At 58.6% G+C, this 24,950-nt stretch carries 21 protein-coding genes; 12 read left to right on the top strand and 9 right to left on the bottom strand.

Features of this window, described 5'->3' with window-relative positions; translation table 11 throughout:
• Positions 1–6: 6 nt before the first annotated feature.
• On the bottom strand, positions 7–435 hold the full coding sequence (locus FIV46_RS14650) for a ferritin-like domain-containing protein (protein ID WP_139941677.1): 429 nt from the start codon (positions 433–435) through the stop codon (positions 7–9).
• 171 nt (positions 436–606) lie between these two features.
• Here FIV46_RS14650 and FIV46_RS14655 point away from each other — a divergent pair, with 171 nt between their 5' ends.
• Positions 607–4,611, top strand: coding sequence for a beta strand repeat-containing protein (locus FIV46_RS14655; RefSeq protein WP_139941678.1), 4,005 nt, complete (start codon positions 607–609; stop codon positions 4,609–4,611).
• A 9-nt stretch (positions 4,612–4,620) separates the two neighbouring features.
• Here FIV46_RS14655 and FIV46_RS14660 read toward each other — a convergent pair whose 3' ends face one another.
• Positions 4,621–4,992, bottom strand: a complete 372-nt coding sequence (locus FIV46_RS14660; protein ID WP_181163255.1) for a nuclear transport factor 2 family protein — start codon at positions 4,990–4,992, stop codon at positions 4,621–4,623.
• 12 nt (positions 4,993–5,004) lie between these two features.
• Positions 5,005–5,595 (bottom strand): uracil-DNA glycosylase family protein, encoded by a 591-nt coding sequence (locus tag FIV46_RS14665; RefSeq protein ID WP_139941680.1) that lies wholly within the window; start codon positions 5,593–5,595, stop codon positions 5,005–5,007.
• A gap of 209 nt (positions 5,596–5,804) precedes the next feature.
• Between FIV46_RS14665 and FIV46_RS14670 the strand changes: the two genes are divergently transcribed.
• The gene (locus tag FIV46_RS14670; RefSeq protein WP_139941681.1) at positions 5,805–6,209 is read left to right on the top strand and encodes a hypothetical protein; all 405 of its coding nucleotides are present in this window, start codon (positions 5,805–5,807) and stop codon (positions 6,207–6,209) included.
• Between the two features lie 18 nt (positions 6,210–6,227).
• Here the strand turns inward: FIV46_RS14670 and FIV46_RS14675 are convergent, their stop codons facing one another.
• Complete coding sequence (locus tag FIV46_RS14675; RefSeq protein ID WP_139941682.1) at positions 6,228–7,028, bottom strand: helix-turn-helix domain-containing protein; 801 nt, start codon at positions 7,026–7,028, stop codon at positions 6,228–6,230.
• A gap of 145 nt (positions 7,029–7,173) precedes the next feature.
• Between FIV46_RS14675 and FIV46_RS14680 the strand changes: the two genes are divergently transcribed.
• Genes FIV46_RS14680 through FIV46_RS14725 form a run of 10 tightly spaced genes read left to right on the top strand, consistent with a single transcriptional unit; the run spans position 7,174 to position 16,696 of the window.
• Positions 7,174–8,394: a Tm-1-like ATP-binding domain-containing protein gene (locus tag FIV46_RS14680; RefSeq protein ID WP_139941683.1), complete on the top strand. Its 1,221-nt coding sequence runs from the start codon at positions 7,174–7,176 to the stop codon at positions 8,392–8,394.
• Positions 8,391–8,849: an acetyl-CoA carboxylase biotin carboxyl carrier protein gene (locus FIV46_RS14685; protein ID WP_139941684.1), complete on the top strand. Its 459-nt coding sequence runs from the start codon at positions 8,391–8,393 to the stop codon at positions 8,847–8,849. Before FIV46_RS14680 ends, FIV46_RS14685 begins: the two co-directional genes overlap by 4 nt.
• Positions 8,846–10,186, top strand: coding sequence for an acetyl-CoA carboxylase biotin carboxylase subunit (locus FIV46_RS14690; RefSeq protein WP_139941685.1), 1,341 nt, complete (start codon positions 8,846–8,848; stop codon positions 10,184–10,186). The genes FIV46_RS14685 and FIV46_RS14690 overlap by 4 nt, the downstream gene beginning before the upstream one ends.
• Positions 10,179–11,657 (top strand): biotin carboxyl carrier protein, encoded by a 1,479-nt coding sequence (locus tag FIV46_RS14695; protein WP_139941686.1) that lies wholly within the window; start codon positions 10,179–10,181, stop codon positions 11,655–11,657. Before FIV46_RS14690 ends, FIV46_RS14695 begins: the two co-directional genes overlap by 8 nt.
• Positions 11,650–12,486 (top strand): HAD-IIA family hydrolase, encoded by an 837-nt coding sequence (locus tag FIV46_RS14700; protein ID WP_181163256.1) that lies wholly within the window; start codon positions 11,650–11,652, stop codon positions 12,484–12,486. Before FIV46_RS14695 ends, FIV46_RS14700 begins: the two co-directional genes overlap by 8 nt.
• 55 nt (positions 12,487–12,541) lie before the next feature.
• Positions 12,542–13,060: a 2,4'-dihydroxyacetophenone dioxygenase family protein gene (locus FIV46_RS14705; RefSeq protein WP_139941688.1), complete on the top strand. Its 519-nt coding sequence runs from the start codon at positions 12,542–12,544 to the stop codon at positions 13,058–13,060.
• A 14-nt stretch (positions 13,061–13,074) separates the two neighbouring features.
• A complete protein-coding gene (locus FIV46_RS14710; RefSeq protein WP_139941689.1) occupies positions 13,075–13,905 on the top strand; it encodes an SDR family NAD(P)-dependent oxidoreductase in 831 nt (276 codons plus the stop codon).
• 16 nt (positions 13,906–13,921) lie between these two features.
• Positions 13,922–14,929: an alcohol dehydrogenase catalytic domain-containing protein gene (locus tag FIV46_RS14715; protein WP_139941690.1), complete on the top strand. Its 1,008-nt coding sequence runs from the start codon at positions 13,922–13,924 to the stop codon at positions 14,927–14,929.
• 51 nt (positions 14,930–14,980) lie between these two features.
• Positions 14,981–16,219: an MFS transporter gene (locus FIV46_RS14720; protein ID WP_139941691.1), complete on the top strand. Its 1,239-nt coding sequence runs from the start codon at positions 14,981–14,983 to the stop codon at positions 16,217–16,219.
• A gap of 21 nt (positions 16,220–16,240) precedes the next feature.
• Positions 16,241–16,696 carry a protein tyrosine phosphatase family protein gene (locus FIV46_RS14725; RefSeq protein WP_139941692.1) on the top strand — a complete coding sequence of 152 codons (456 nt, stop codon included), beginning with the start codon at positions 16,241–16,243 and terminating at the stop codon, positions 16,694–16,696.
• 78 nt (positions 16,697–16,774) lie between these two features.
• Here FIV46_RS14725 and FIV46_RS14730 read toward each other — a convergent pair whose 3' ends face one another.
• From FIV46_RS14730 to FIV46_RS14750, 5 genes are all read right to left on the bottom strand, one after another.
• Positions 16,775–19,369 (bottom strand): TonB-dependent receptor, encoded by a 2,595-nt coding sequence (locus FIV46_RS14730; RefSeq protein ID WP_139941693.1) that lies wholly within the window; start codon positions 19,367–19,369, stop codon positions 16,775–16,777.
• 257 nt (positions 19,370–19,626) lie between these two features.
• Positions 19,627–20,004, bottom strand: coding sequence for a VOC family protein (locus FIV46_RS14735; protein ID WP_139941694.1), 378 nt, complete (start codon positions 20,002–20,004; stop codon positions 19,627–19,629).
• 184 nt (positions 20,005–20,188) lie between these two features.
• On the bottom strand, positions 20,189–21,406 hold the full coding sequence (locus tag FIV46_RS14740; RefSeq protein ID WP_139941695.1) for an NAD(P)/FAD-dependent oxidoreductase: 1,218 nt from the start codon (positions 21,404–21,406) through the stop codon (positions 20,189–20,191).
• Between the two features lie 75 nt (positions 21,407–21,481).
• Positions 21,482–22,477 (bottom strand): threonine ammonia-lyase, encoded by a 996-nt coding sequence (locus FIV46_RS14745; RefSeq protein ID WP_139941696.1) that lies wholly within the window; start codon positions 22,475–22,477, stop codon positions 21,482–21,484.
• A 12-nt stretch (positions 22,478–22,489) separates the two neighbouring features.
• Positions 22,490–24,907, bottom strand: a complete 2,418-nt coding sequence (locus FIV46_RS14750) for a zinc-dependent metalloprotease (protein WP_139941697.1) — start codon at positions 24,905–24,907, stop codon at positions 22,490–22,492.
• Between the last annotated feature and the right edge of the window lie 43 nt (positions 24,908–24,950).

Below are 24,950 nucleotides of genomic sequence, written 5' to 3' on the forward strand. Positions count from 1 at the left end.
AGCTTTCTATCCCTCCTGTGACGACGACAGTCGTGTCAGACAGCGCCGGAAGGCGGACAGATGGTTGTTTTGCGAGGCCTCCTGCAGGCGCAGCAATACATTCCTGACCATCGGGTCATTGACGGCAGCCAGAAGGCGGTCATACATTTCCGCATTCTCGATCTCCGCCTCGATGCCGCCCTTGCAGGCCTCGACCAGGGTCTCCGGCGCCTCGACATTTCCGGCCCACTGGTCTTCCGGCGGGATGAGGCCGAGGCGCTCAAACTGCCTGAGCAGGGCCCCGGCATGCCTGTTTTCCGCCTCGACGATATTGATGAAGGGCCGGACCGGTCCGAACTTCTCGATTACCTTGGCATAGGTGGCCCTGGCCTTATATTCGTCATCCAGCGCCTCCTCGAGAATTTTCCGGGTTTCCTCGCGATAGTCTTCAGCCATGCCGTCCTCTCATAGATCATGAATGGAAATCTTCGCCATTGTGCCACAACCGGCCGCCGATTTCCATGCGCCTGCATCAGACCCACGCCGGCTCCATCGGGGCTTGAGTAACAGGGGGTATGATGCTAAAATTAACACTTTATTAATGATAATAATCTCTTGGGGGATAGTATGACGTACCGGCCTTCCGGCGCTGTTCCAGCGTCTAAAAACGATAAAATTGATATCGAAAATATTTCCACACCCAGAACAACCCCGGAAAAATCCTCCGGCCGCAAAGGACTTCGCTTTGGCCTGATGAGCCTCAGCCTGCTGCCGCTGGCGGGCTGCGGTGGCGGCGGCGGCAGCACGGCCTCACCCACCTCGCCGACGACCCCGACGACCCCGGACCCGGACTTCACCGAAAACCCGACCAATGTCTTTACCGCCATTGACGATAATGACCGGACCCTGGATGAAAGCGGCTCGACCGCCGACCTCACCGTCATTGGCCGCGGCGGCGACGACAGCATCACCACCGGCAGCGGCGATGATATGATCCGCGGCGGTGACGGTGCGGACACCATCGTTGCCGGTGCAGGCGACGACGTGATTGTGGTGATCGGCACCACCGCGGCAGGGGAATATACCTCCGCCGATATCACCAACCCGGCCGGCTCCGGCGTCGACCTGTCCGGACTGATTACCCTGGCCGACCTGAACGACCGGACCACCAGCGAGGCACAGGCCGGGGAAAGCCTCGACGGCGGCGCCGGCAACAATACCCTCTATATCTATGGCACCGTCGACCTGACCGGGGTGACGCTGACCAACCTCACCCAGCTGATCGTCAATTCCGATGTGACCCTGACCCAGGAACAGATCGCCCGGTTCACCAGCATCGACGGCGACGGCAATTCGATCATCAACATTGTGGTGCCGGACGGTCAGAGCGCCAGCCTTGATCTCAGTACGATCAGCGTAAGCGACATCGGTGCCATCAATATTGATGGCAACCTGACGCTGGTGATTGATGATCTGAACGATCTTGCCGGCATCGCCTCTATTGTCTCCCAGGCCGGGGACAATTTGACACTCAGCATCAGTGGTGATGTTCCATTGAATATCAACCTGTCAGACCTTTTGGCGATATTCCCCAAAATCGACACTTTGGACCTGGATGATGTCGTGACCCTGAGCATTGACGATCCGGCCGCTGTGACGGCGTTAGGACTAACGGATATTTCAGGCGATGGCGTGATTGACGCCGGCGGCTCTGTCGAGGTCCTTAACGCGCTTGAAAATATCAATCTCTCAATCGGTGAAGTATTTGCAAGTGTTGACAGTTTCGCTGTCCAGGAAGACACGCTTCTGGTTCTGAATATCCAGGACGACTTGCTGTCAAACGATTTCACCTTGAATGGCGACGCCGTAAGCTTCGTTGATTTTTCCTTGAGCGAGGATTCTGCTGGACAAGCCGTTTTTATAATCGATGAAGAACTTGGTGTTGTTATCATCAAACCGGCACAGGATTACTCCGGGCTGCTTTCCTTCAACTATACAGTAGAGGATGAGAATGGAAACAGTGACAGCGGCACTGTGAAAGTCAATGTCAATCCTGTCGACGACGTTCCCACCGCCTATGGAGCAACAGTAAACGTTTCCGTCAACGAAAGTGGCACGTTATCAATTGATGGCATTGTCATGTCCAACGACGTTGTTCTTTCAACTGACGGAGACCAGCTCCATATAGAAGACCCGGACAGTTCACTTTCTCCCATTGTTATTCGGGTTGACGAGATTTCGCATGGCGAAATCCTGGTCAATGGTTCACCTGCCACAGAATTCACCTATAGTCAGGTATCTTCCGGTGTAGTGGAGTTCTCGCATTCCGGCGGGACATCTTTACCGACACTCTCCATTTCCCTTTCTAACGACGGAATAAATTTTGGAGAAACATTTGATGTTACCGTCAGATTGAGCGACCTCGACAATGCCTATATCATCACTGAAGCCGGAACATTCCAGCCTGGCTTTACAATTGCCGCCAATGAGTCCTATTACAGTGATGCTGAAGATCTCTATTTCTACAGTAATTCACCAAGTAGTGACTTTACCAATTATGGTCAGATTACAGGACTCGGCGATACAGGTTATATTAACCCCCTTTACTTTGATGATGTCGGAACGGTCACTAACTATGGCATAATCGAAATCGAGGGTGGAACCGATGATGCCGCCGCGATACACACTTTTGGTGAAGGAACACTGATCAACCATGGACTGATTCAGACTTCCGTGCCATTTGATTTTTATTCCTCTGGAGGAGACACCGAGACATATGCTTTTGGCGCCGTAATCGGATCTGCCACCAATAGCGGGACCATCCTTGCCGAAGGAAAAGGCGCTATCGGCCTCTTTTATACTTCCGGTCTTACCCTCAACAATTCAGGATATATTATCGCAAGGGGCAATGAGCTGGCAGAAGGAGTCGCTGTATCCGGCGGAGTAGCAAATATTGTAAACTCTGGACTGATCAGCGCCAGCGCTGAGGACGAACAGGGTATTTCATTTGGCCTGGATCTTTTCAACACTGTTGCAACAGTGGAAAATAGTGGCACCATCACTGCCGATATCGCTGTTTATGCCACCAATCTGACGGCCCTCAATAATAGCGGGGCAATATCTGGTGAAATCTACCTGCTATCTTCCCTGGACAACACGCTGATCAATACCGGTTCCATCAATGGAAATATTTATTTCGGTAGCGGTGACGATAGCCTGACAAACACCGACGGCAGTATTTCGGGACTGGTCTATCTTGGCGCCGGGAATGATACGGCGATTGGCAGCAGCGCAAGTGATTACCTGATCGGCGAAGCCGGAGACGACACGATTTCCAGCGGCGGCGGAGACGACCTTATATCAGGGGGCGCCGGGGCCGATACCATTGATGGCGGAGAAGGGTCGGATACCGTCAGCTACCGGTCCTCTACGGCAGCAGTTATTGCCAGCCTGGATGGCAGCCTGGGATTGCAGGGGGATGCAGAGGGAGACAGCCTGACCTCCATTGAGAACCTGATTGGCAGCGCCTATGGAGACGTACTCAAAGGCAATGATGGCGACAATATCCTTCAGGGCCTGGAGGGCGACGATTATTTCGACAGCGGCCTTGGTGCAGATACTCTAGACGGTGGACTTGGTGTAGATAATGCCCGTTATCAGTTTTCCGATGCTGCCGTATTTATTGACCTGGGCGCGGGAACCGCAAGTGGCGGCCATGCTGAGGGCGATATCCTGATTTCCATTGAAAATCTTTGGGGGAGCGAATTCGATGACACCCTGACGGGAGATTTGAAAGACAACCGCCTCTTCGGACACGACGGGGATGACACGTTGCTGGGAGCCGAAGGCGATGACTATCTCGAGGGCATGGCCGGAGCAGACCACCTGGATGGCGGTGACGGAACTGATACGGCCCTCTATGTAAATTACAACACCGAAGGCGTAACAGTAAATCTGGGGACAGGCGTCGGTTCAGGAGGAAATGCGGAAGGTGACACCTACACGGGGATCGAAAACGTATCCGGTACTCAATTTGACGATGTCATCTTTGGCAGTGCAGATGATAACTATCTAATAGGCTCCGAAGGTAATGATGTTCTCTATGGGCAACAGGGAGATGACCATTTGGAAGGCTCTCTTGGTAACGATACCCTCTATGGCGGAGACGGCAACGACAGATTGACGGACAGTTTCGGCAATAATGTGCTTTTCGGAGGCGAAGGCGCGGATAGTTTCGAAACAGGGGATGGCGACGACAGCATCAATGTAACCAACCTGGATTTCACTCTAATTTCCGCCGGCGGAGGCAATGACTTCCTTGCCTTGGTTGGAACCGGCCTGAATCTGGACCTTAGTTCAGAAACCGGCGACCTGATTTCAGGAATCGAAAATATCTCCCTTGGTATAGACGGCGCCAACAGCCTGACCCTAACGGCTCAGGATCTGCTGGATCTTTCGTCGACCTCTGATCAGTTGATCGTTACCGGCGGCGCAGATGATGTTGTCAATGCCACTGGCGAAGGCTGGGTCCAGGAAGCTGACCAGATCATCGACGGGGTGACCTATAATGTTTACACGTCGGATCTGGCTACTTTGCTTGTGGAAGAAGATATCATTCAGAATGTTGGCTAAAGGCCTTTTTTACGTAATTCCGGCCGGCGTGCCCTGGTGGAAGATCATCTGCCAGCGGCCGTCAGTCAGTTGCCATAGGGAACTCCTCCGCGCCTGGCTGGCGATATGACCGTCACGCCCTGTCACCGTGGTGGTGTACAGCAGCAGGGCCAGGGTGTCTGTGACCGGCCTGAGCTCCGGGTCGCTCAAGCTAACCGCTGGTGCCGGCCCTGAGAGCGCCTCCGGGAAATCACTTTTGACGAACCGCCGTCCCGATTTGCCGATTTCGACAAAGTCGTCATGCAGCAGCTCCGCGAAGGTGGCCGCACAGGCCGTCGCGCCCGCCTCAAGCAAGCGGTGCTCCAGCGCCACCAGGGTTTCCGTCAAATTTTTGTCGGTCATTATCGTCATTCCTTACCCCATTGCCTCATGCACTTTATCCTTCACCGCCGGTAGCACCTCCTCTTCGAACCAGGGGTTCTGCTTGAGCCAGCGGATATTGCGCGGGCTCGGGTGCGGCAGGGGAATAATCCCCTCGCCCATAAATTCCCGCCAGTTGCGCACGGTCTCGGTCAGGGTCTTGCCCTGCCGGCCCCTGAGGTGCCAGGCATGGGCATACTGGCCGATCACCAGGGTCAGGCGGATGTCGGGGAGCTGCGCCAGCAACCTCTCCCGCCAGGTCGCGGCGCATTCCGGGCGCGGCGGCAGGTCACCGCCGGTCCCGGTGCCGGGATAGCAGAAGCCCATGGGCAGGATCGCCATCAGCTCCGGATCGTAAAACTGCTCCCGGCTCACCCCCATCCAGTCGCGCAGCCGGTCGCCGCTCGGGTCATTGAAGGGAATCCCGGTCTCATGCACCTTTTTGCCCGGCGCCTGCCCGGCCACCAGGATCCGCGATCCCGGCGCCATCTGGAACACCGGCCGCGGCCCCAGCGGCAGCTTGTCAGCGCACAGGGTGCAGGCCCGCACCTCGGCCAGAAGTTTGTCAAAATCCCTGTTCTTCATTGTCCAGAGCCTAGCTTGTCCAGTCCCTGAGGGCCAGTGATTTTGCCCCGACACCGGCTGTCCTGGTCGGAAAATCCTGCCGGATATATATGCCGGCGGCAAAAGCTGCAGGCGCCAAATCAAGGAAAATCGAGGCTTTCCGGCACGATTTCTCTGGCACAATTCTTGCTTGCAAAACAATCACATATAACACAATAGAGGGATGTATAATGATAGATGCCACGTCATCAGCCTTGGGCGCAAGTCCTGCCGAAAGCACGGGCCGTAACGGCAACAGTTTTGTTGTAGAGACCAAAGAAAAGAAAGCTTCCTTTGAGCCCATGGTCGAGCAATTCCTGAAATGGGCCAGGATGACACCGGCGGAAAGGCTCCGGGCCCAGTATCTTAAGGACAACGGCCTGACCGAAGAGTCCCTGGCGGCCCTGCCGCCCGAAAAGCAAAAAGCAATCGAGCAGGAAATCAAAGACCTGATCGAGGACAAGCTCCAGGTTGGCGATGACACCAAAGAGGAACTGGAACGCATGGAACAGGCCCGCTTCGGCAAGCAGGCGCTGGACAATCTGCTGGCGATGCAGTCAATGCAGCTTGCAAACCAGGCAGCTGACAGCGACTAACCTCCCGCTATAGCAGCTCTAGGCATGAAGCCGCTCCAGCGCCCGGCCAATGCCGGCGGCGGTGCGGCGCAGGAGGTCAAGATGGCACAGCACCGCCTCATCACCCTCGCCGTCACGGGTCGGGCAGGTGATGTTGAGCGAAGCCACCGGCTTGCCGTGCAGGCGCACCGCCACCGCCATGGAGCGGCGGCCGTCGCGCAGCACCGTCTGCTTGTTACGGTCGAACCAGCTGTGGGCCGGATCGCGCAGGGAATAGCCGCGCGAGCTTACCTCATCAAGAATGTGCCGCAGCGCCTGTTCCTCTTCCCCGCCGGCGTTGGCCGGACGCAGCCTCTCAATCAGGGTATCCCGCTCATCCCCGTCGCAATGGGCGAGATAGGCGCGGCCGGTGGCGGTATGGATATAGCTGAGTTTGGTCCCAACCGGGCCGAGCATGGCGGCCTGCAGCTGGACCAGCGGGCTGTTGGTTTCGACAATGGTCATATGATCAAAGCGGGGCACGGCGATGGCCGACGGCAGGTGCACCTGATGCCCCAGCTCTTCCATAAAGGGCGAGGCAATCTCGGCAATCTCACTGGTCAGGTCGGCTTTGGGCCGGGCCAGGCTGACGGCGCTGGCATGATAGGTGCCATCGGCAATGCGCTGCCACACCAGGCCGCTTTTCGACAGGGTCACCAGCATGCGCAGCAGGGTCGGCTTGGGCAGGCCCAGCTTCTGGTGCAGTTCATTGAGGCTGGTGCCGCTGCTGCTCTGCACTTCCATCAGTACATCGAGGCCGCGCTCCAGCGCCCGTACGGTTTTGACTTTCTGTTTCAGCATATCCCACCCGAAAAATAGACCAGGTTAAAGTTTCACCTGGTGAAATATAGCAGCCTGAATCGTGCCGGGCAAGCTTGCAGGCGCCGGGCAAAATCAGTTAGCCTTACAAACATAAATAGGGAGACAATTTAATCGGGAGACCAACATGAGCAAGCCTCGTGTATTACTTATTATTCCCCAGGACACCAAGCAGCAGGAAGCCCGGTTTGCCCGGGAGATCCTGGAAGAGGCCGGCTGCGAGGTAGTGCATCTTGACCCCAGCGTGCGGAAAACCCTCGGCGGGGCGGAAATCTCGCCGGAGCAGATTGCCGCAGCGGCGGGCACCACCATAGAACAGGTACGGGCCATCGGCCATGAGGGCAAGATCCAGGACGTGATGATCGAGGGATCGCTGAAAATGGCCCATGCGGCGGACGAACAGGCGCCCCTGTCCGGCATCTTGTCGATCGGCGGCTCCATGGGCACCAGCCTGTCCACCAAAATCATGCGCAGCTTCCCCTACGGCCTGCCGAAAGTGATGGTGTCGACCATTGCCTCCGGGTTTACCGCCCCCTATGTGGGGGTCAAAGACATTGTCATGATGTATTCGGTCACTGACATTTCCGGCCTCAACAGCATCAACAGCGAGGTTTACCGCAACGCCGCCCTCGGCATCTCCGCCATGGCCAAGGGCTACACGCCGACAACGGGCAGCGACAAGCCGCTGGTGCTGATCACCACCCTCGGCACCACCGAACCGGCCGCCAAGCGCATCCGCGACGCCCTGGTGGAAGACGGCTGTGAAGTGATGATTTTCCACTCCTCCGGCGCCGGCGGACCGACCCTGGATTCCATTGCCGCCGAACGGGATGTGGCGCTGGTGCTCGACATGTCCGTCACCGAAATGGTGGATTATCTGTTCGACGGCCTGGCTAATGCCGGGCCTGAGCGGGGCAAGGCCGGCCTGGCCCGGGGCATCCCGACCATCGTCGTACCGGGCAACGCCGACTTTATCATCGGCGGCCCCATTGATGAGGCCAAAGCAAAATATCCCGGCAAAAAGGCCTATCATATCCATAATGCGGCCATGACCGCAGTGCGGACCACCCTGGAGGATCTCAAGAAAATCGGTGACCATCTCGCCGCCATGATGGCGGAAGCCAAAGGACCGGTGCGCCTGTTCGTGCCGCTGCACGGCCTGTCCAGCCATGACAGTCCCGAAGGCCATCTTTATGACCCCAGCCTGCCCCCGCCCTTCGCCGACTATCTGAAAACGGTCATCACCGACAATGTAACCATGGAAGCGGTGGACGCCCATATCAATGACGTAGCCTTTAGCGATGAGATCATCGCCGCGGCCCGGGAAATGATGAGGAACAGCAAATGAGCAAGGACTTTCCCCTCAGTGATGAGGATGTTGAGGAAATCATCACCATCCTGGAAAAATCCCACTTCGAAGAGCTGGATATCGAAACCGGCCGCTTTCGACTGAGGGTGTCGCGGTCCGGCGAAGGCTGGACCCAGGAATGGAGCGGCAAGAATGATCCCGTGGTTGCCGAACAGGTGCTGGAAGCCACCGTCGAAGTGGAGGAAGAAGAAGGCATCGCCCTGATCAGGGCGCCGCTGCCCGGCACCTTCTATCGCGCCCCGCAGCCCGGCGCCGCCCCCTTTGTCGAGGTCGGCAGCAAAGTCGAGGCAGACACCGTGACCGCGATCCTGGAGACCATGAAACTGATGAATCCGGTTCATGCCGGGGTCAGCGGCGAGATCGTGGAAATCCTTGTGGAAAATGCTCAACCGGTCGACGCCGATACGGTGCTGATGAAGGTCAAAACCGCATGAGCATCCAAAAACTCTTCATTGCCAACCGGGGGGAAATCGCCCTTCGGGTGATCCGCACCGCACAGCGGTTGGGGCTCGAGACCGTGCTCGGCGTGTCCGAAGCCGATCTCACCTCCCTGCCGGCCCAGGAAGCGGACAATGTGGTGCTGCTTGGCCCCGCTCCCTCGCCCCAGTCCTATCTCAATGTGGACAAGGTGGTGGCCGCGGCGAAGGAGAGCGGCGCCGACGCGGTGCATCCGGGCTATGGCTTTTTATCCGAAAACTCAACCTTCGCCCGCAAGGTTATCGAAAACGGCATGAAATTTGTCGGCCCCCTGCCCGAACATCTCGACGCCATGGGTGACAAGCTCAAGGCCCGCCATGTGGCCATTGATGCCGGACTGCCGGTGGTGCCCGGCGGCGAAGCAGACACGGCGGAAGAGGCCGCCGTGGTGGCGGAAACCACCGGTTATCCGCTACTGATCAAGGCAGTGTCCGGCGGCGGCGGACGCGGCATGAAGCGGGTCGATGACCCGGCCCAGCTTTCCGGCCAGATCGATCTCGCCATGGCCGAGGCCGAAGCCGCCTTCGGCGACCGGCGCATCTATGTGGAGCGCTATATCGGCCGCGGCCGCCATGTGGAGGTGCAAATCCTCGGCGGCGGCGAAAAGGCGGTTCATCTCGGCACCCGCGACTGCTCGATCCAGCGCCGGTTCCAGAAACTGGTGGAGGAAGCCCCGGCCCCCAATATTCCTGACGACAAGCGGGCGGCCATCGAGAATGCCGCAGTGCGGATCAGTGAATATCTGGGCTATCTCGGCGCCGGCACGGTGGAATTCCTGGTCGATGCCGATACCTATGACTTCTATTTCCTGGAAATGAACGCCCGCATCCAGGTGGAGCATCCGGTAACCGAGGAAATCACCGGCCTCGACCTGATCGAGCAGCAGCTGCTGATCGCCGCCGGCGCGCCCTGGGTGTTGCTGCAGGAAAATGTGGAATTTGACGGCCATGCCATCGAGGTGCGGATCAATGCCGAAGACCCCGACGCCGACTTCCGGCCGTCCCCCGGCATCGTCACCAGGGCAGCCTGGCCCGCCGGTGCCGGAGTCCGGGTCGATAGCCACATCCGCTCCGGCGGCGTGGTCCCGCCCAACTATGACTCCCTAATCGGCAAACTGATCGTGCACGGTGCCGACCGCGACGAAGCCATCGCCCGCACCGCCAGGGCGCTGGCCGCCCTGAACATCGAGGGGGTCAACACCACAGCCCCGCTGCATGCCCGGATCATGGCCGACAAGCGCTTTGCGAACGCCAGGATCGATACACGTTTCTTCGAGGAGATGGACAATGGCTGAAATCAAACTTGTTGATGTCTCCATGCGCGACGGCAACCAGAGCATCTGGGGTGCCACCGGCCTGAATACGGCCCAGATGCTGGAAATCGCCGGCACCGTGGACCGGGTCGGCTTCCAGACCATCGATTTTATTTCCTCCACCTTCATGGCCATTGCGGTGCGCTATTACCAGAATAACCCCTGGGATCTGATCCGCCGGGCGCGGATTGCCATGCCCAATTCGCCGCTGCAGTTCATCACTACCGGCCTGCGCTTTATCGCCTGGCAGCAGGCGGACCCGGAATTCATGCGCCTGGTTTACCGCCGCCTGCAACTGGCCGGCATTCGCCGCTTCATCATCCTGGACCCGATGCATGACCCGGATGCGGTGCTCGATGCGGCCAGGATCTGCAAGCAGGAAGGTGACGCAGAAATCATGGGCGCCCTGACCTTCACCCTGTCGGACGTCCATACCGATGAATTCTATGCGGATTTCGCCCGCAAGCTGGCCCAGAGCCCGGACATCGACGTGTTTTACCTCAAGGATCCGGCCGGACTGATGTCGCCGGACCGGGTCAAAACCCTGGCCCCGGCGGTGAAAGCCGCCATCGGCGACAAGAAACTGGAAATCCACGCCCATTGCACCATTGGCTACGGCCCGATCACCAGCCTGGCTGCCGCCGACCTCGGCTTCATCTCGGCGGTGCATGTGGCCGCCGGCGTGCTCGGCAACGGCTCCTCCCTGCCGGAAGCGGAACGGATGGTGGCCAACCTGCGTGAAGCCGGTCATGAGGTCGATATCGATGACAAGGCGCTCCGCAAATACTGCGACTATTTTGCCCGCATGGCCAAGGCCGAGGGACGGCCGGTCGGCACCGCCCAGCCGTTTGACGCCAGCTTCCTCCGGCACCAGATCGCCGGCGGTGTCATGACCACCACCCTGCGCCAGCTGCAGGAACTGAAGCTTGAGCACAAGTTCCAGGAAGTCATCGAGGAAACCCAGCGGGTCCGCGATGAACTCGGCCAGCCGATCATGGTGACACCGTTCCCGCAGATGGTCATGAGCCAGGCGCTGTTTAATGTGATCGGCGAGAAACGCTATGGCCAGGTCTCCGACCAGGTGCTGCGCTATGTCATGGGCAAGTTCGGCCGTCCGACCCGGGCCGTGGATCCGGAAATTGAAGCCGCCATCATGGATCGGCCGCGGGCCAAGGAAATCGCCAACGAACCCACCTTCCCCGCCTATGAGGACCTGAGGAAGAAATTCGGCCATGACATGGATGACGAGGAATTCCTGCTCCGGGCGGTGATGCCGGATGAACAGATGGACGCCATGATGGCCAACAGCCGCAGCCGCGCCACCTATACCCCGGAAGCGGCGCCCATCATGAAACTGTTGAAAGAGCTGGCGGCCCGACCGGAAGCCAGTGACATTGTTGTCGAGCGGCCGGGCCTGCGCCTGGCGCTGCATAAAGGAGCACATGTTGCGTAATAAGTTGAAAAATGCCAAAGGGTTCGTCTTTGATATGGACGGCACCCTGGTTCTTGGCGACAAGGAAAGCGGAAACCACAAGGCCCTGCCCGGCGCGGCAGAAATGCTCGCCCATTTGCGATCACGTGGCATTCCCTACCAAGTTTTCACCAATGGCACCGCCCGCACCCCGCTGTGGTATGCCAATTCCCTGCGCCACGCCGGGCTTGACGTCCGGGACGACGAGATGATGACCCCGTCGACCAGCGCCGCCCACTATCTGAAAGAAAAAGGCGTTGACCGGGTGCTGGTACTGGGCAAGGAACCGGTCTGGAGCCCGCTGCAGGAAGCCGGTCTCAGCATTGTTGAATCACCCGGCAACGGCGGCAGCTATGATGCAATATTTGTCGGCTGGTTCAGGGAATTCACCTTCCCCGATCTGGAAGCGGCCGCCCAGGCGGTCTGGGACGGGGCGCTTCTGACCACTGCCTCCAACGTGCCCTTTTTCGCCGCCGCCGGCGGCAAGGCGATCGGCACCAGCTTTGCCATCAACGCCATGCTCAAGGCGCTGACCGACACCGACGCCCTGGTGCTGGGCAAGCCGTCCACCGAAGCCCTCAATGTGGCCATGGCCCGTATGGGGCTGGATAGCGCTCATCCGGAAGAAATCGTCGTGGTCGGCGATGACCCGGAGCTCGAGGTCAGGATGGCCAATGAACATGGCGCCCTGTCGGTCAGCGTGGCGACCGGGCTTTACAGCACCGAGGATTTTGCCGCACAGGAGAAAGTCCAGCTGCCCGATCTGATCCTCAACAATGTGAACGAATTAGTGGAGCTGATGGAGAGCTGAAGAACTGCCCCCCGCCGATCCACAATGTAAAACAAAAATATAGGGAAATTAAACCATGACACAGCCAATGAAATTCGACAGAAATCCGGTACCGGAACCCTACGCCAAGACCATTGAGCGTTTTGGCGTTGAAGGCGGCTTCATCAGCGCCTCCGAGAAGGATTCCCCCTGGGTGCCGTTCGGTGACAATGCTGCCATTCGCCATCTGACCTTTGATGTACGCACCAACTCCTATTGCAATATCCTGTGGGTCAAATCCCCGGGCATCATCGGCACCCACAAGCATCAGGGCGCCGTCTCCGCCATGTGCCTGGAAGGCAGCGTCTATTACCTGGAACATGACTGGGTCGCCCGTCCCGGCGACTTCTTTACCGAAGCTCCCGGCACCGCCCACACCCTGGTCAGCGACGATCCCAACGGCATGAAAGCCATTTTCTGGATGCAGGGGGCGAGCGAATTCTACAATGAGAAGGGCGAGCTCGATCAAACCCTCAATGTGTTCTGGTTCATCGAACACTATGTCACCTATTGCGAGGAAAACAACCTTCCCATCAACCAGAATTTGTTCATCTGAGAAAAGGGCAGATCATGAGCGAGAAATTTGATCTCAAACAGGCCTTCAATGTGGAAGGCCTCTCTACCCTGGTCACCGGCGCCGCCAGCGGCCTCGGCCTGGCCTATGCGGAAGTGATGGCGGACATGGGGGCAAAGGTCACCCTGACTGACATCAATCCCGACACCCTGCAGCAGCAGGTCGACCGGTTGGCCGCCCGCGGCTGCACCGTGCGCGGCGCGGTCCTCGACGTCACCAACCGGGAACAGATGGCACAGGTGTTCAAGGAAGCCAATGACGCCTATGGCTCCATTGATGTGGTGTTCGCCAATGCCGGGATCGACGTCGGTCCCGGTTTCCTGACCGTAGAGGACGAGCGCAACCCGGCCGGGGAAATTGAAAATGTCTCTGACGAAGCCTGGGACCGCTCAATCAACGCCAACCTGACCAGCGTGTTCAACACCATCAAGGCGGCGGTAAAATATATGAAGCCCAAAGGCAGCGGCCGGATCATCGTCACCTCTTCCAACGCCGCCATCATCTGCGAGCCAATCGTCGGCACCCCCTATATGCCGGCCAAGGCCGGTGTCGCCCACCTGGTGCGCCAAATGGCCCTGGAACTGGCCAAATACGGCATCCAGATCAACGCCATTGCCCCGGGCGCCTTCATGACCAACATCGCCGGCGGCCGGTTGAAAAATGCCGAGGACCGCAAAGCGTTTGAAGTACGAAACCCGCTTGGCCGCATCGCCACGCCTGATGAAATCAAGGGACTGGCCCTGTATCTCGCCTCGCCGGCCTCGTCCTATGTCAACGGCGCCCAGATTGTGATCGATGGCGGCACCATGCTGGGCCAGGTGGACTAACAGACGGAGATCCCCCATGAAAGCAGCCCTGTTCAAAGGCCTCCACAAGCCGCTCGAGGTGGAAAATATTCCCGAGCCCACCCCGGGCGAAGGCCAGGTTGTGGTCAAGGTGGGACGCTGCGGCATCTGCGGCAGCGACCTGCATATGACCGAGGACCCGGCGTTCGGCACCCCCTGCGACACGGTGCTCGGCCATGAGTTTTCCGGCGAAGTTGTAGCGACGGGGAAAAATGTCAGCCGCCTCAAGGTGGGCGATAATGTTTCCGTCATTCCCCTGAAAAGCTGCGGCAAATGCCCAAGCTGCCTGGCCGGTCAGCCCGCCTGGTGTTCTGAGATGGAACTGCAGGGCGGCGGCTACGGCGAATATGCCGTCACCAGCGAGCGACAATGCATCAAACTGCCCGATATGCTGAGCCTGGAAGACGGCGCCCTGGTGGAGCCGCTGGCCGTGGGCCTGCATGGCGTCGTCAAGTCGGGACTGACACCCGGGGACCGGGTGCTGGTGCTTGGCGCGGGACCCATCGGTCTTGCCGTAGCGTTCTGGGCCCGGCGCATGGGGGCCCTGCATGTGGCTGTGGCCGACCTCAATAACTTTCAGGAAAACCGCGCCTATGCCATGGGCGCCACCTCCTTCTTCAGCTCACGGGAAAATCTGGTAGAGGAGGTCAACAAAACCATCGGCGGTCCCGCCGATATCGTTTTTGAGTGCGTTGGACTGCCGGGCCTGATCGCCCAGTCGGTGGAGCATGTGCGGGTGCAGGGCAAGATTGTTGTCCTCGGACTGTGCACCCAGCCCGATACTTTCGTGCCCTTTGTCGCCCTGTCCAAGGAGGTCTGCATCCAGACCTCGGCCTTTTTCGAGGTCAGGGAATATCAGGTCGCCCTTGATGCGCTCGAGGCCGACAAGCCGGTGCCCCAATCCCTGATCACGGAAACGGTGAGCCTGGAGGAGATGCCGGAAGTCTTTGAGGGACTGCGCAAACGAACCACCCAATGCAAGGTCATGGTCAACCCAAGAGCTTGAAAAATATAACAATTTTAGAAATATAGGGCCGGTAGATCCGGGGAGTAAAAAATGAAGTATGAAACCAAAATGGCGACGATCCTGAGCATTACCTTCGGGATCGCCTTTTTCGACCGCAATGCCGTAAATTTCCTTGTCCCCTTTATCGCCCCTGACCTGGGGCTGAGCAACACCCAGATCGGATTTTTATCTTCGGCCCTGTCGCTGACCTGGGCCATTTCCGGCTATGCGCTGGGCGCCCTGTCCGACGCCACGGGGCGAAGGAAAATCTTCCTGCTGGCGGCCATTTTTATCTTCTCCTGCTGCTCCTTCCTGTCGGGTCTTGCCACCTCCTTCATGATGCTGCTGGTCGCCCGCCTGATCATGGGCATATCCGAAGGACCGATGATGCCGGTGTCCCACGCCATGATCGTGACCGAAGTCTCGCCCAAAAGACGCGGACTCTATATGGGCTTTGTGCAGAACTTCGGCAGCAACCTGTTGGGTTCCTTTGCCGCCCCGCTTGTCCTGGTGGCGCTGGCGGAAATGTTCAACTGGCGCATCGCCTTCTTTATTTCCGGGGTGCCGGGCCTGATTGCAGCCTTCTTCATCTGGAAATATATTCGCGAGCCCGGCGCCCAGAAAGCGCTTTTCCCCAAGAAAAACCAGGCCGAGGAGGCCACAGACAAGCCCAAAAAGATGAACACCTTCCAGCTGTTCCGCTACCGCAATATTGTTCTGTGCGGGCTGATCAGCATCCTCTCGGTGTCCTATCTGGTGATTGCCTGGGCCTTCATGCCGATCTTCTTTGTCCAGGCGCGGGGATTTGAGCCGACCACCATGAGCTGGCTGATGAGCACCCTCGGCATTTCCGCCACAGTCTGCGCCTTCCTGGTGCCGGGGCTGTCGGACCGGTTCGGCCGCAAGCCGATCCTGGTGCTCTTCTCACTCGTCGGCGTGGTCTGCCCCCTGGGCGCCCTCTATTTTCAGGGGCCGGTGATCATACTGGCAGCGTTTCTTTTCATCGGCTGGGCCCTGAACGGCACCTTCCCGGTCTTCATGGCCACGGTACCGGCGGAAACTCTTCCCCCGGGGTATGTCGCCACGGTCATGGGCCTGATCATGGCGATCGGGGAAATCATCGGTGGTTTTTCCGGCCCGGCCATCGCCGGCTGGGCGGCTGACCAGTTCGGACTTTCCGCCCCGCTTCTGATCCAGACGGGATGTGCCATCGGCAGCGGCCTTCTGGCCCTTGGCCTCAAGGAATCCGCGCCGATCAAGGTTGGCAGTCCCGCCCCCAATCCGGCCTAGGTTTCCTTTCAGGAGGGGGACATGGAACAGCTTTTCAATTTTCATCAAACTACTGACCTTGTCGGCACAGCCGGCCAGCCGACAAGGGACCAGTTTGCAACGATTGCCGCCGAAGACTATCGCGCCGTCATCAACCTGGCGATGCCGGACTCAGATAATGCCTTGGCCGATGAAGCCAGTCTGGTGACATCCTACGGCCTTTCCTATTTCCACATTCCCGTCCCCTTCGACGCGCCGACAGCGGAACATCTGCGTCTATTCTTCGGGCTGATGGATACCCTTGAAGGCCAGAAGATGCTGGTCCATTGTGTGGTCAATGCCCGGGTTTCCGTTTTCATGTACAAATATCTGACCCTGAAGAAGGGCTGGGCCGCTGATCAGGCCACCTCCCCGCTGCTTCACGGATGGTTGCCGGAAATGGATAATGTCTGGAAAGCCGTGATGAACATGTCCCTCGAGGATATTGAACCGGCCTAAAAAAAGAGGGCCGCGTTTCGCGGCCCTGCAGTTGCCTTTCTCCAGTTGGGAAAGCAGTTATTCTGACGTTCCTGTCCTTTACATTTTGAAGGAGAGTTTCAGGAACCATTCCGTCGGACGGTTATAGGTGCCGTAGACCTGGCCGGAGGCCAGGTTGGCGGACCCGGTGACCAGATAGCGTTCGTCCAGGATGTTATTGACGCCGGCAGCGACTTCCCAGGCTTCGCTTTCCGGACGATAGCTGACAAACCCGTTCAGCATGTTTACGTCGCCACGCTCCAGTTGGGGCGTGTTTTCCGTGTCATTGAACAGGGTCGAGGTGTAGGTATAGTCCAAGCTGAACAGGACGAACCCTTTGCCGTCGCCCAGGTCATGGTCATAGCGCGGATTGATGTTGAATTTCCATTCCGGTGTTTTCGGCAGATGACCGCCCGCGTTCACCCCGTCTTCAACCCGGGTGTATTTGGCATGGGTATAGCCCACATTGGCGTTCACGGAGAATTCAGCAGAAAGCACAAACTGGCTTTCGATCTCGAACCCGTAGATTTCCGCGTCCCCGGCGTTGCGCAGCGTCGGGGAGACGCCTTCCTGCTGGTTCAGCTGGATGTTTTTATATTTGGTATAAAAACCAGCCATGTTCAGCAGGATGGTGCGATCCGCCAATTCGGACTTGAGGCCAATCTCGTAGCTGTCGGCTTTTTCCGGCTTGAAGCCGGGGGCGGCCTGCTCGACGGTCACCGGGTTGGAATAGCGCGTGGTCCAGCTGCCGGTCTTGAACCCTTTGGAATATGAGGCGTAGAGCATCATGTCTTCGTTGGGCTTATATTCCACGCCGATACGCGGGGAAAAGTCGGTAAAATCCTGGGTGAATTCACCCGGCGGATGATAGCGCAGCACATTATCCTGGTCCGGGAACCCGACCAGGGCGGCAAAATCACACATGTCTGTTGGCGGCAACGGACCGGCGTCATCACAGGGAATGCCGATCAGGGCGTTGATCGGAATACCGCCGATTTTATAGTTGAAGCCGTTCAGGTCGCTCTGGAACCCCTGGAATTTCTTGCTTTCGTCGGTATAGCGACCGCCCAGAGTAATGCTGAACTGATCGTTGAAGCGATAATTCAAATGGGCGAAAGCCGCCATGGCTTCCGTTTCCAGCAGGTTGTTACCGTCCACCTGCAGCAGGCCGGCCGGGAACGCCACCAGGTCATGCAGGTCGCCCTTCTCCTTGAAGTAATAGACACCAACCACATAGTCCAGCTTGTCATCCATGGCGGTGCCATTGAGCTGGAATTCCTGGCTGAACTGCCACTGGTTCATTTCGAAGCTGAGTTCGAGGATTTCGATCGGCGCCCCGTCCAGGTCCATCCCGGCCTGCCAGTGCAGCTCGCGGTAGCTGGTAATGGATTTGAGCGCCATCTTGTCGGTAAGGTCATAATCCAGAGTCAGCGCGCCGCCCCAGGACTGCATCCAGGAGAAGCTGGGTCCGGAGGCATAACTCTTGTCGATATCGTCGGTGATGAACCGTTCGTCATATATCAGACGGTTGTTGTAGGGATCGTCATCCACATTCACGCTGGCAATGGGGCTTGTGACATTGGTCCGGCCCAGCGGGTTGATCGCTGACGCCGCTACACCGCGCTCGCCACACACCAGGCTCAGGTTGGTAAAGCCAGGATCAAACGGCGCCGGAATCGCCGCCGCCAGTTCGGCTGCCGTGGAACTGATACAGGTGTTATAGATTGTTGTGAAGTTGTTGGCGGTCGGTCCAAACGGCAGCTGGTCGCTGTTGGGCACCGCCAGCAGGGTATTGGCCAGTCCTTCCTGGTTTTCATAGTTGTAGTCGCCGGACAGGGTGATTTTCAGCCTGTCGGACGCCTCCGCGACGATTTTACCGCGCAGTGACCAGGTGTCCTCGCCGCCTTCGGTCTGACTCGTTTCCATCTTGTCGACCATACGGAACTGATTGCCGTCCGTGACGTAGGAGCCGAACTCCTCGTCCACATAAGGTATGCGCTCGACGAAACCGTCCCGGCTCTTGGTGGAGAAGGAAAAGCTGCTGCGGATCGTGTCGCTGATCGGCAGATCAACGGAAGCCTTGGCGTCGAGGCGGTTATAGCTGCCGGTGATCATCTCACCGGTCACGAAAAATTCGTCGCCGGGCTCGCGGGTGACAATGGAAATGGCGCCGCCAATGGTGTTCCGGCCGAACAGGGTGCCCTGCGGGCCTTTCAGGATCTCGATGCGCTCCACATCGCCCAGGTCCATGTTGGCGCCAACGGTACGGGCGTAGTAAACACCGTCCACATAAACGCCGACCCCCGGATCCAGGTTAAAGGCAAAGTCATTCTGGCCGATCCCGCGAACGTAGGCTGACAGAACATTGCTGGACCCGGCAAAAGGCGTCCCGGCGTCCAGTGTGACGTTGGGGGTCATATTGCTCAGTTTTGATACATCATTGATGCCGCGTTCCTTCAACATGTTTGCGGTCACGGCAGAAATGGCAATCGGCACATCCTGGATGTTCTGGCTGCGCTTCTGCGCAGTAACGACGATTTCCTCAAGGGTCACGGCAGAGCCTTCGTCTGCGGCGTATGCGGCGGTCGCCAGTGGAACAGATGACAAAACACCGGCCAGTACAATGCGACTGACGCTGTTCTTTACAATTGTCATTTTATTTGATCTCCCTAGTATGTTTTTGAAATGGGCGTTTTTACGTGTTTCACCCGCAACCCGAACATACTCTCTTCTCCGGGACAAAACCCAACCAAGGGAGAACTAAAATCTTACTGCCAGCGCAGGCAAAGCAACTGCAAATGGTTTCTACTGGAAAGCGGCAAGCGCGACAAAGACGCGCACAGGTTTTTCGGCCGCCGCGGGTTTGGCCATCTTTCCAATGTCTATGGCAAAAAGCTGTCCTGAAAAGGCGGCTAATCCATGAAATTGAGTTCAATGGTGATACCATTCGGATCATCGACAAAAATCTGACTGAGGCCGATCCCTTCCACCAGGTTGGTTGTATAGGCCGTGCCGGTCGCTTCCATATGGGCCACCATGGCCTCAAAATCCTCTGCTTCGAACGCCACATGGTCCAGTGCGCCGCCGCCATGCGGCACGTCGCGGCCGATTGCCCCCCCGTCATAAATATGCAAAACCGGTTCGCCTGAGGGATCATACATCCAGGCGCCGGGTGTTGGAATTTCCGGACGCGGCCCTTCCTCCAGGCCCAGTACCCGGGAATAGAACTCCAGGGTACCCTGCAGGTCCGCTGTCCAGATATTATAGTGATGAAGTTTTTTCAGAGGCATGATCCAACCCTTCGCTGTTAATTTACGGCCGCCGGTTTCGTTAAGAGAGCGTACGAACAACGTCCTAAAATATATATGATATAGCAATTTTTGGACAGAGCATTTTTCAGATCATTTTTGCGGGCCGCATCAGCCTCAGACGCCGAAGATAAAAAAGGCGGGATCTTCCCGCCTTTTCTTTGTCCTAGAGAAATTCTTTCATGTTGACGTCCGGATCGGCCAGCTTGTCCGGATCCGGTTTCGCCTTCATGGTGATCAGCTTCTTGCTGGCCATGAATTCCGCCGGCCGGTTGACCCCGTCCATGGCGATCAGCACCCCGTCCTTTAGATAAAAGGCAGCAATGGAGCGGCTGTTGAGGTCGCCGCGGATGACGATCTGGTCATAGCCCGCGCTGAGGCCGGCGATTTGCAGCTTCATGTCGAACTGGTCGGACCAGAACCAGGGAATTTCGTCATAGACCTCAAGGGTCCCCATGATGGCTTTGGCGGTAATCTTGGCCTGACCCATGGCGTTGGGCACGCTCTCCAGACGGATGCGGCGGCCGTACAGCGGGCTCGGGTGGGAGGTCACATCGCCGATGGCAAAAACGTCAGCGGCGCTGGTGCGGCAATGTTCATCCACCTTGATGCCGTTGTCGAGCTCGATCCCGGCCGCTTCCGCCAGTTCCTGCGCCGGCACGATGCCGATTCCGACCACCACCAGGTCCGCATCAAAGGCCTGGCCGTCGCCGGTCAGCACCCTGCTGACTTTGCCGCCGTCGCCTTCGAGCGCGGTCACCCCGGTATTGCAGAGGATTTTGACGCCTTCCTCTTCATGGACCCGCTGGTAGAAGGCGGACATTTCCGGCGCCACCACCCGGTTGAGGATCCGGTCGGCCATTTCCAGCACAGTGACATTCTTGCCTTTCTGGCGCGCCACAGCGGCAATCTCGAGCCCGATATAGCCGCCGCCGACCACTACCACATCCTTGGCGCCGTCGAAATCGGCCTGGATGCCGTGCACATCAGCCACGGTGCGCAGATAATGCACGCCGCCAAGATCATGGCCCGGGCAGGTCAGTTTGCGCACATGACTGCCGGTGGCAATGATCAGGTGATCCCAGGACACGCTCTCGCCGTTATCCAGGTCGGCAGTCTTGCCAGCAGGATCGATTTTGGTCACCCGCACGCCGGTTTTCATCTCTACGTCACGATCATCATAGAATTTCTGCGGCTTGATATAGAGCCGCTCCAGCGGCAGGTCGCCCTTGAGGAAATCCTTGGACAGGGGCGGACGCTGGTACGGGATATAGTCCTCGTCTCCCACGACGACTATTTTACCTTCGAATTTTTCCGACCGGAGGCTGGCGACGGCCTGGGCACAGCCGTGCCCGGCGCCGATGATCAACACGGTTTCAGACATTGAATTCCTCTATTGCTTTATGTGGCACTTTAGTATTTTTGTGACAGAGTTAGCACGGATGGTCCTTGATGAAAATCAGAAAGTGAACTTTGGCAGCTCTGACCCCAGGGCCCGGACATAGGTTTTCTCATCCACGTTGCCGCCGCTCAGCACGATCGCCACGGTTTTTCCCGTCACGTCAAGCTTGCCGAACAGCACCGCCGCCAGCGCCACGGCGCCGCCCGGCTCCACCACCAGTTTCAGCTTCTGCCAGGCATATTTCACCGCCGCAAGCGCCTCCTCGTCACTGACCGCCAGAGCGCCGGAGAGCTTATGCTTCAGGATCGAAAAGGTCAGGTCGCCGGTGGAGGGAGACAACAGGGCGTCACAGGCGGAACCGGAAAACCTCTCATTGGTCTCCCGCTGGCCACTTTGAAGAGACTTCCTCAGGTCGTCAAATCCCGCCGGCTCGACGCCATAGATTTCAGTCTCGGGCGAAAGCTCCTTTAATACGATGGAGCAGCCGGACGCAAGACCGCCGCCGCCGACCGGACAGAGGAAACCGTCAAGACTGGCACCCACCTCCCCGGCCTGCTCAACCAGCTCCAGCGCCACGGTACCCTGTCCGGCAATGATATGCGGGTCTTCATAAGCCGGTACCACTACGCTGCCCCTGTCCCCGGCGATACGTTCGGCGATTTCCTCCCGGCTTTCCGTCGCCCGGTCATAGAGCACCACGTTGGCGCCATAACCCCTGGTATTGGCGATCTTCATCTCCGGCGCATCGGACGGCATGACGATGGTCGCGTCGATACCCAGGATTTTCGCGGCCGAGGCGACCCCCTGGGCATGGTTCCCGGAAGAAAAAGCGACAACACCCCGCGCCCGCTCGTCTTCAGTGAGTTGCACCAGGCGGTTATAAGCGCCGCGGAATTTGAAGGCGCCGACCCGCTGCAGGCATTCGGGCTTGATCAGAATACGCGCGTCCAGGTCTTCGTTGAGCAACGGGTTTTCCAGCAACGGCGTTTTGGTCGCCACCCCGGCAATGCGTCCGGCGGCGGCGACAATATCCCTGAATTGAGGAGCTTCCATTTCTCCCGCTCCTTAAATCGGCGAGCCCGGCGGCATGGCGGCCGGGGCTTCTGAGACAGGATCAAAACTGCCATCCATGAAGGCGCGGATGCGGGCGGCTTCAAAGGCATAATGGGCCTTGAAACCCGGATGCCGCGACAGTTTGCGGGCAGAATTTTCCATCCAGTCCGCCAATTCCGTGAGCTTGAGCAAGGCCATGGCGCGCACAGACTCGGCGGCGTTCTTATCGGCCGCCAGCTTCATCATCTGCAGGATCAGCACATGACCGACCCGGCGCTGCATGGCCCCGGCCATTTTCTCCTGCCGCTCCGCCCGGACGGTGCTGTCGGCGATATAGTCGAAATAGCCGGCCAGGTTAAACAGGCCCTGGCCGCGCTGGTGGAACTGTTCCAGCCGCGCCAGCCGGGCCGGGTCCAGCAGGATCGTGAAGACATGACCGGCCGTGGCTTCGCCGACGGTCAGCGCATCCAGCTGGCCCAGGGTATGGCGCGGAAAGCTCTCCCGCGTCAGATCGTAGCCATAGGCCTTGGGCGGGATCAGCTTGAGGATATTTTCCGGCAGCACCAGCTCTTCCGGCGTCACCGCCGCGAGGATCTGGTCAAGCGCCTCGCGCTGCTGTTCCGGCGGCACGATCCGGTAGGGAACCTCTTCCTCGCCGCGCAGGCTGTAGTCATAGACCAGGCCGCCGACATATTTTCCGGCCGCTTCCAGCTGGTAGCGGGTCAGGTAATAAAGCGGCACCAGCACTTCCTCCAGCGAGCTGTAGGGTTCGCCGACCGGAATATTCTTTTCGGAGAAGTTCCCAAGGGCAATGCTACGCACGTCCCTGAGGTGCGCGAGTTCATCAATGGAATTGGCGCCATTGTCCCACAGGCTGGAGCCGGCGTTGAAATCGCGCAGGCTGCGCGCATCCTGGTCGGTGACGAACCGCAGCCCTTCCTGCGCCCGCTCAGCGAGGATCGCCCTGAGCCCGGCTTTCTCTTCCTCGGGGCTGGCAAACTGGCTGTAGCCGTATTTGACCACCAGCTTGTCCCATTCGCCGATGTCGGTGTCATAGGCGTCGCTGAGGTCGAGCTTGCCGTCAGCGGTGATCTTGATCAGCGGATGGGGATAATCCATCACAGAAGGCCGGCCCGACAGGCTGGCGGCAAAGTTATGGGCAATGCCGAGGGTATGGCCCACCTCATGGGCGGCGAGCTGGCGGATCCGGGCCAGCGCCATTTCCTTCTGCGCTTTGATGGTGCTGTCGGCGTCTGCATAAGGGGCGGTCAGCGCCGTGGCGATCAGGATATCCTGGCGCACCCGGAGCGAGCCGAGGGTGACATGGCCCTTGATAATCTCGCCGGTGCGGGGATCAATCACGCCCCAGCCATAGGACCAGCCACGGGTGGCGCGGTGGGTCCAGTTGATGATGTTGTAGCGCACGTCCATGGGATCGGCATCCTCGGGCAGGATTTCGACCCGGAAGGCATTGGAGAAACCGGCCGCCTCAAAGGCCTGGGCCCACCAGGAGGCGCCTTCGATCAGGGCGCTGCGGATCGGCTCCGGCGTGCCCGCATCCAGGTAATAGACGATCGGTTCGACCGGATCGCTGACCGCCTGCTCCGGATGTTTCTTGACCAGCCGGTGGCGCGGGATCAGCCGTTTGGTCATATCCTCGCCCAGCGGCGTCGCATAATCCACATAGGTCATGGGGAACATGCCGCTGTTGGGGTGGAACACCCGGGTCTGGTAGCCGTCATCCGGCAGTTTGACGAAGGAAATATGCTGGCGCACGGTAAACTGTTTACCGTCGGGCGCCACGTCGCGCACATACTGGCCGGGCTCACCGCCCTTGAAGGTCAGCGTACTTTCAAATTCAGTATTGAGCGGGAAACTCTTGGTGCGCGGCGCATAGAGCGCCGAGCGGCTCGCATCCAGGCTGAAGCCGCCCTGCTTGGCCCGGGCCACCGCCTCGGCAATGCCGTGCTGGTCAGAGAGCAGGAAATCAGTGAGGTCGATCAGGCCCGCGGTCTTGTCGGTCGCTTCGATCTTGAAGCCCCACAGCACCGAGCTCGCAAAGGCTTCCTCCACCGCGGTAACCTCGGCCGGATTGTCGGAAGTGGCGCGGAATTTGGTGTTGACCTCCATCAGCAGGATCTTGTCGCCGGCCCGCACGAATTTCACCAGCCGGGTGTAGCCGAGCTGGCGGCGGTCGAGGCCGATGTCATTGGAACCGAGGCCCTGCGGCAGGCCGGTCTGGAAGATGAATTCCTCGCCGAGCCGGTCGAGCTTGAGGTAGACCCGGCCCCTGGTCTCATCCAGGTAGAAATCATAAAAGCCCTTTTTCTCGGTCATACCCCTGGTGAAATCGCCAAGGCCCGCAGCCTGGAGCTGGAGCGGCAGGAAAAGAACGAAAAGGACGAACAGTGATCTGGTGAGGCTCTTCATGACAATATCCCGGAGTTTTATTTTTTATGGCCGAACGGCGGAA

The organism is Emcibacter nanhaiensis (genome assembly GCF_006385175.1).
GTDB classification, from domain to species: Bacteria; Pseudomonadota; Alphaproteobacteria; order Sphingomonadales; family Emcibacteraceae; genus Emcibacter; species Emcibacter nanhaiensis.

Coding starts and splice junctions, on each gene's coding strand:
- FIV46_RS14650 (WP_139941677.1), bottom strand. CDS start 435: ATGGCTGAAGACTATCGCGAGGAAACCCGGAAAATTCTCGAGGAGGCG.
- FIV46_RS14655 (WP_139941678.1), top strand. CDS start 607: ATGACGTACCGGCCTTCCGGCGCTGTTCCAGCGTCTAAAAACGATAAA.
- FIV46_RS14660 (WP_181163255.1), bottom strand. CDS start 4,992: ATGACCGACAAAAATTTGACGGAAACCCTGGTGGCGCTGGAGCACCGC.
- FIV46_RS14665 (WP_139941680.1), bottom strand. CDS start 5,595: ATGAAGAACAGGGATTTTGACAAACTTCTGGCCGAGGTGCGGGCCTGC.
- FIV46_RS14670 (WP_139941681.1), top strand. CDS start 5,805: ATGATAGATGCCACGTCATCAGCCTTGGGCGCAAGTCCTGCCGAAAGC.
- FIV46_RS14675 (WP_139941682.1), bottom strand. CDS start 7,028: ATGCTGAAACAGAAAGTCAAAACCGTACGGGCGCTGGAGCGCGGCCTC.
- FIV46_RS14680 (WP_139941683.1), top strand. CDS start 7,174: ATGAGCAAGCCTCGTGTATTACTTATTATTCCCCAGGACACCAAGCAG.
- FIV46_RS14685 (WP_139941684.1), top strand. CDS start 8,391: ATGAGCAAGGACTTTCCCCTCAGTGATGAGGATGTTGAGGAAATCATC.
- FIV46_RS14690 (WP_139941685.1), top strand. CDS start 8,846: ATGAGCATCCAAAAACTCTTCATTGCCAACCGGGGGGAAATCGCCCTT.
- FIV46_RS14695 (WP_139941686.1), top strand. CDS start 10,179: ATGGCTGAAATCAAACTTGTTGATGTCTCCATGCGCGACGGCAACCAG.
- FIV46_RS14705 (WP_139941688.1), top strand. CDS start 12,542: ATGACACAGCCAATGAAATTCGACAGAAATCCGGTACCGGAACCCTAC.
- FIV46_RS14710 (WP_139941689.1), top strand. CDS start 13,075: ATGAGCGAGAAATTTGATCTCAAACAGGCCTTCAATGTGGAAGGCCTC.
- FIV46_RS14715 (WP_139941690.1), top strand. CDS start 13,922: ATGAAAGCAGCCCTGTTCAAAGGCCTCCACAAGCCGCTCGAGGTGGAA.
- FIV46_RS14720 (WP_139941691.1), top strand. CDS start 14,981: ATGAAGTATGAAACCAAAATGGCGACGATCCTGAGCATTACCTTCGGG.
- FIV46_RS14725 (WP_139941692.1), top strand. CDS start 16,241: ATGGAACAGCTTTTCAATTTTCATCAAACTACTGACCTTGTCGGCACA.
- FIV46_RS14730 (WP_139941693.1), bottom strand. CDS start 19,369: ATGACAATTGTAAAGAACAGCGTCAGTCGCATTGTACTGGCCGGTGTT.
- FIV46_RS14735 (WP_139941694.1), bottom strand. CDS start 20,004: ATGCCTCTGAAAAAACTTCATCACTATAATATCTGGACAGCGGACCTG.
- FIV46_RS14740 (WP_139941695.1), bottom strand. CDS start 21,406: ATGTCTGAAACCGTGTTGATCATCGGCGCCGGGCACGGCTGTGCCCAG.
- FIV46_RS14745 (WP_139941696.1), bottom strand. CDS start 22,477: ATGGAAGCTCCTCAATTCAGGGATATTGTCGCCGCCGCCGGACGCATT.
- FIV46_RS14750 (WP_139941697.1), bottom strand. CDS start 24,907: ATGAAGAGCCTCACCAGATCACTGTTCGTCCTTTTCGTTCTTTTCCTG.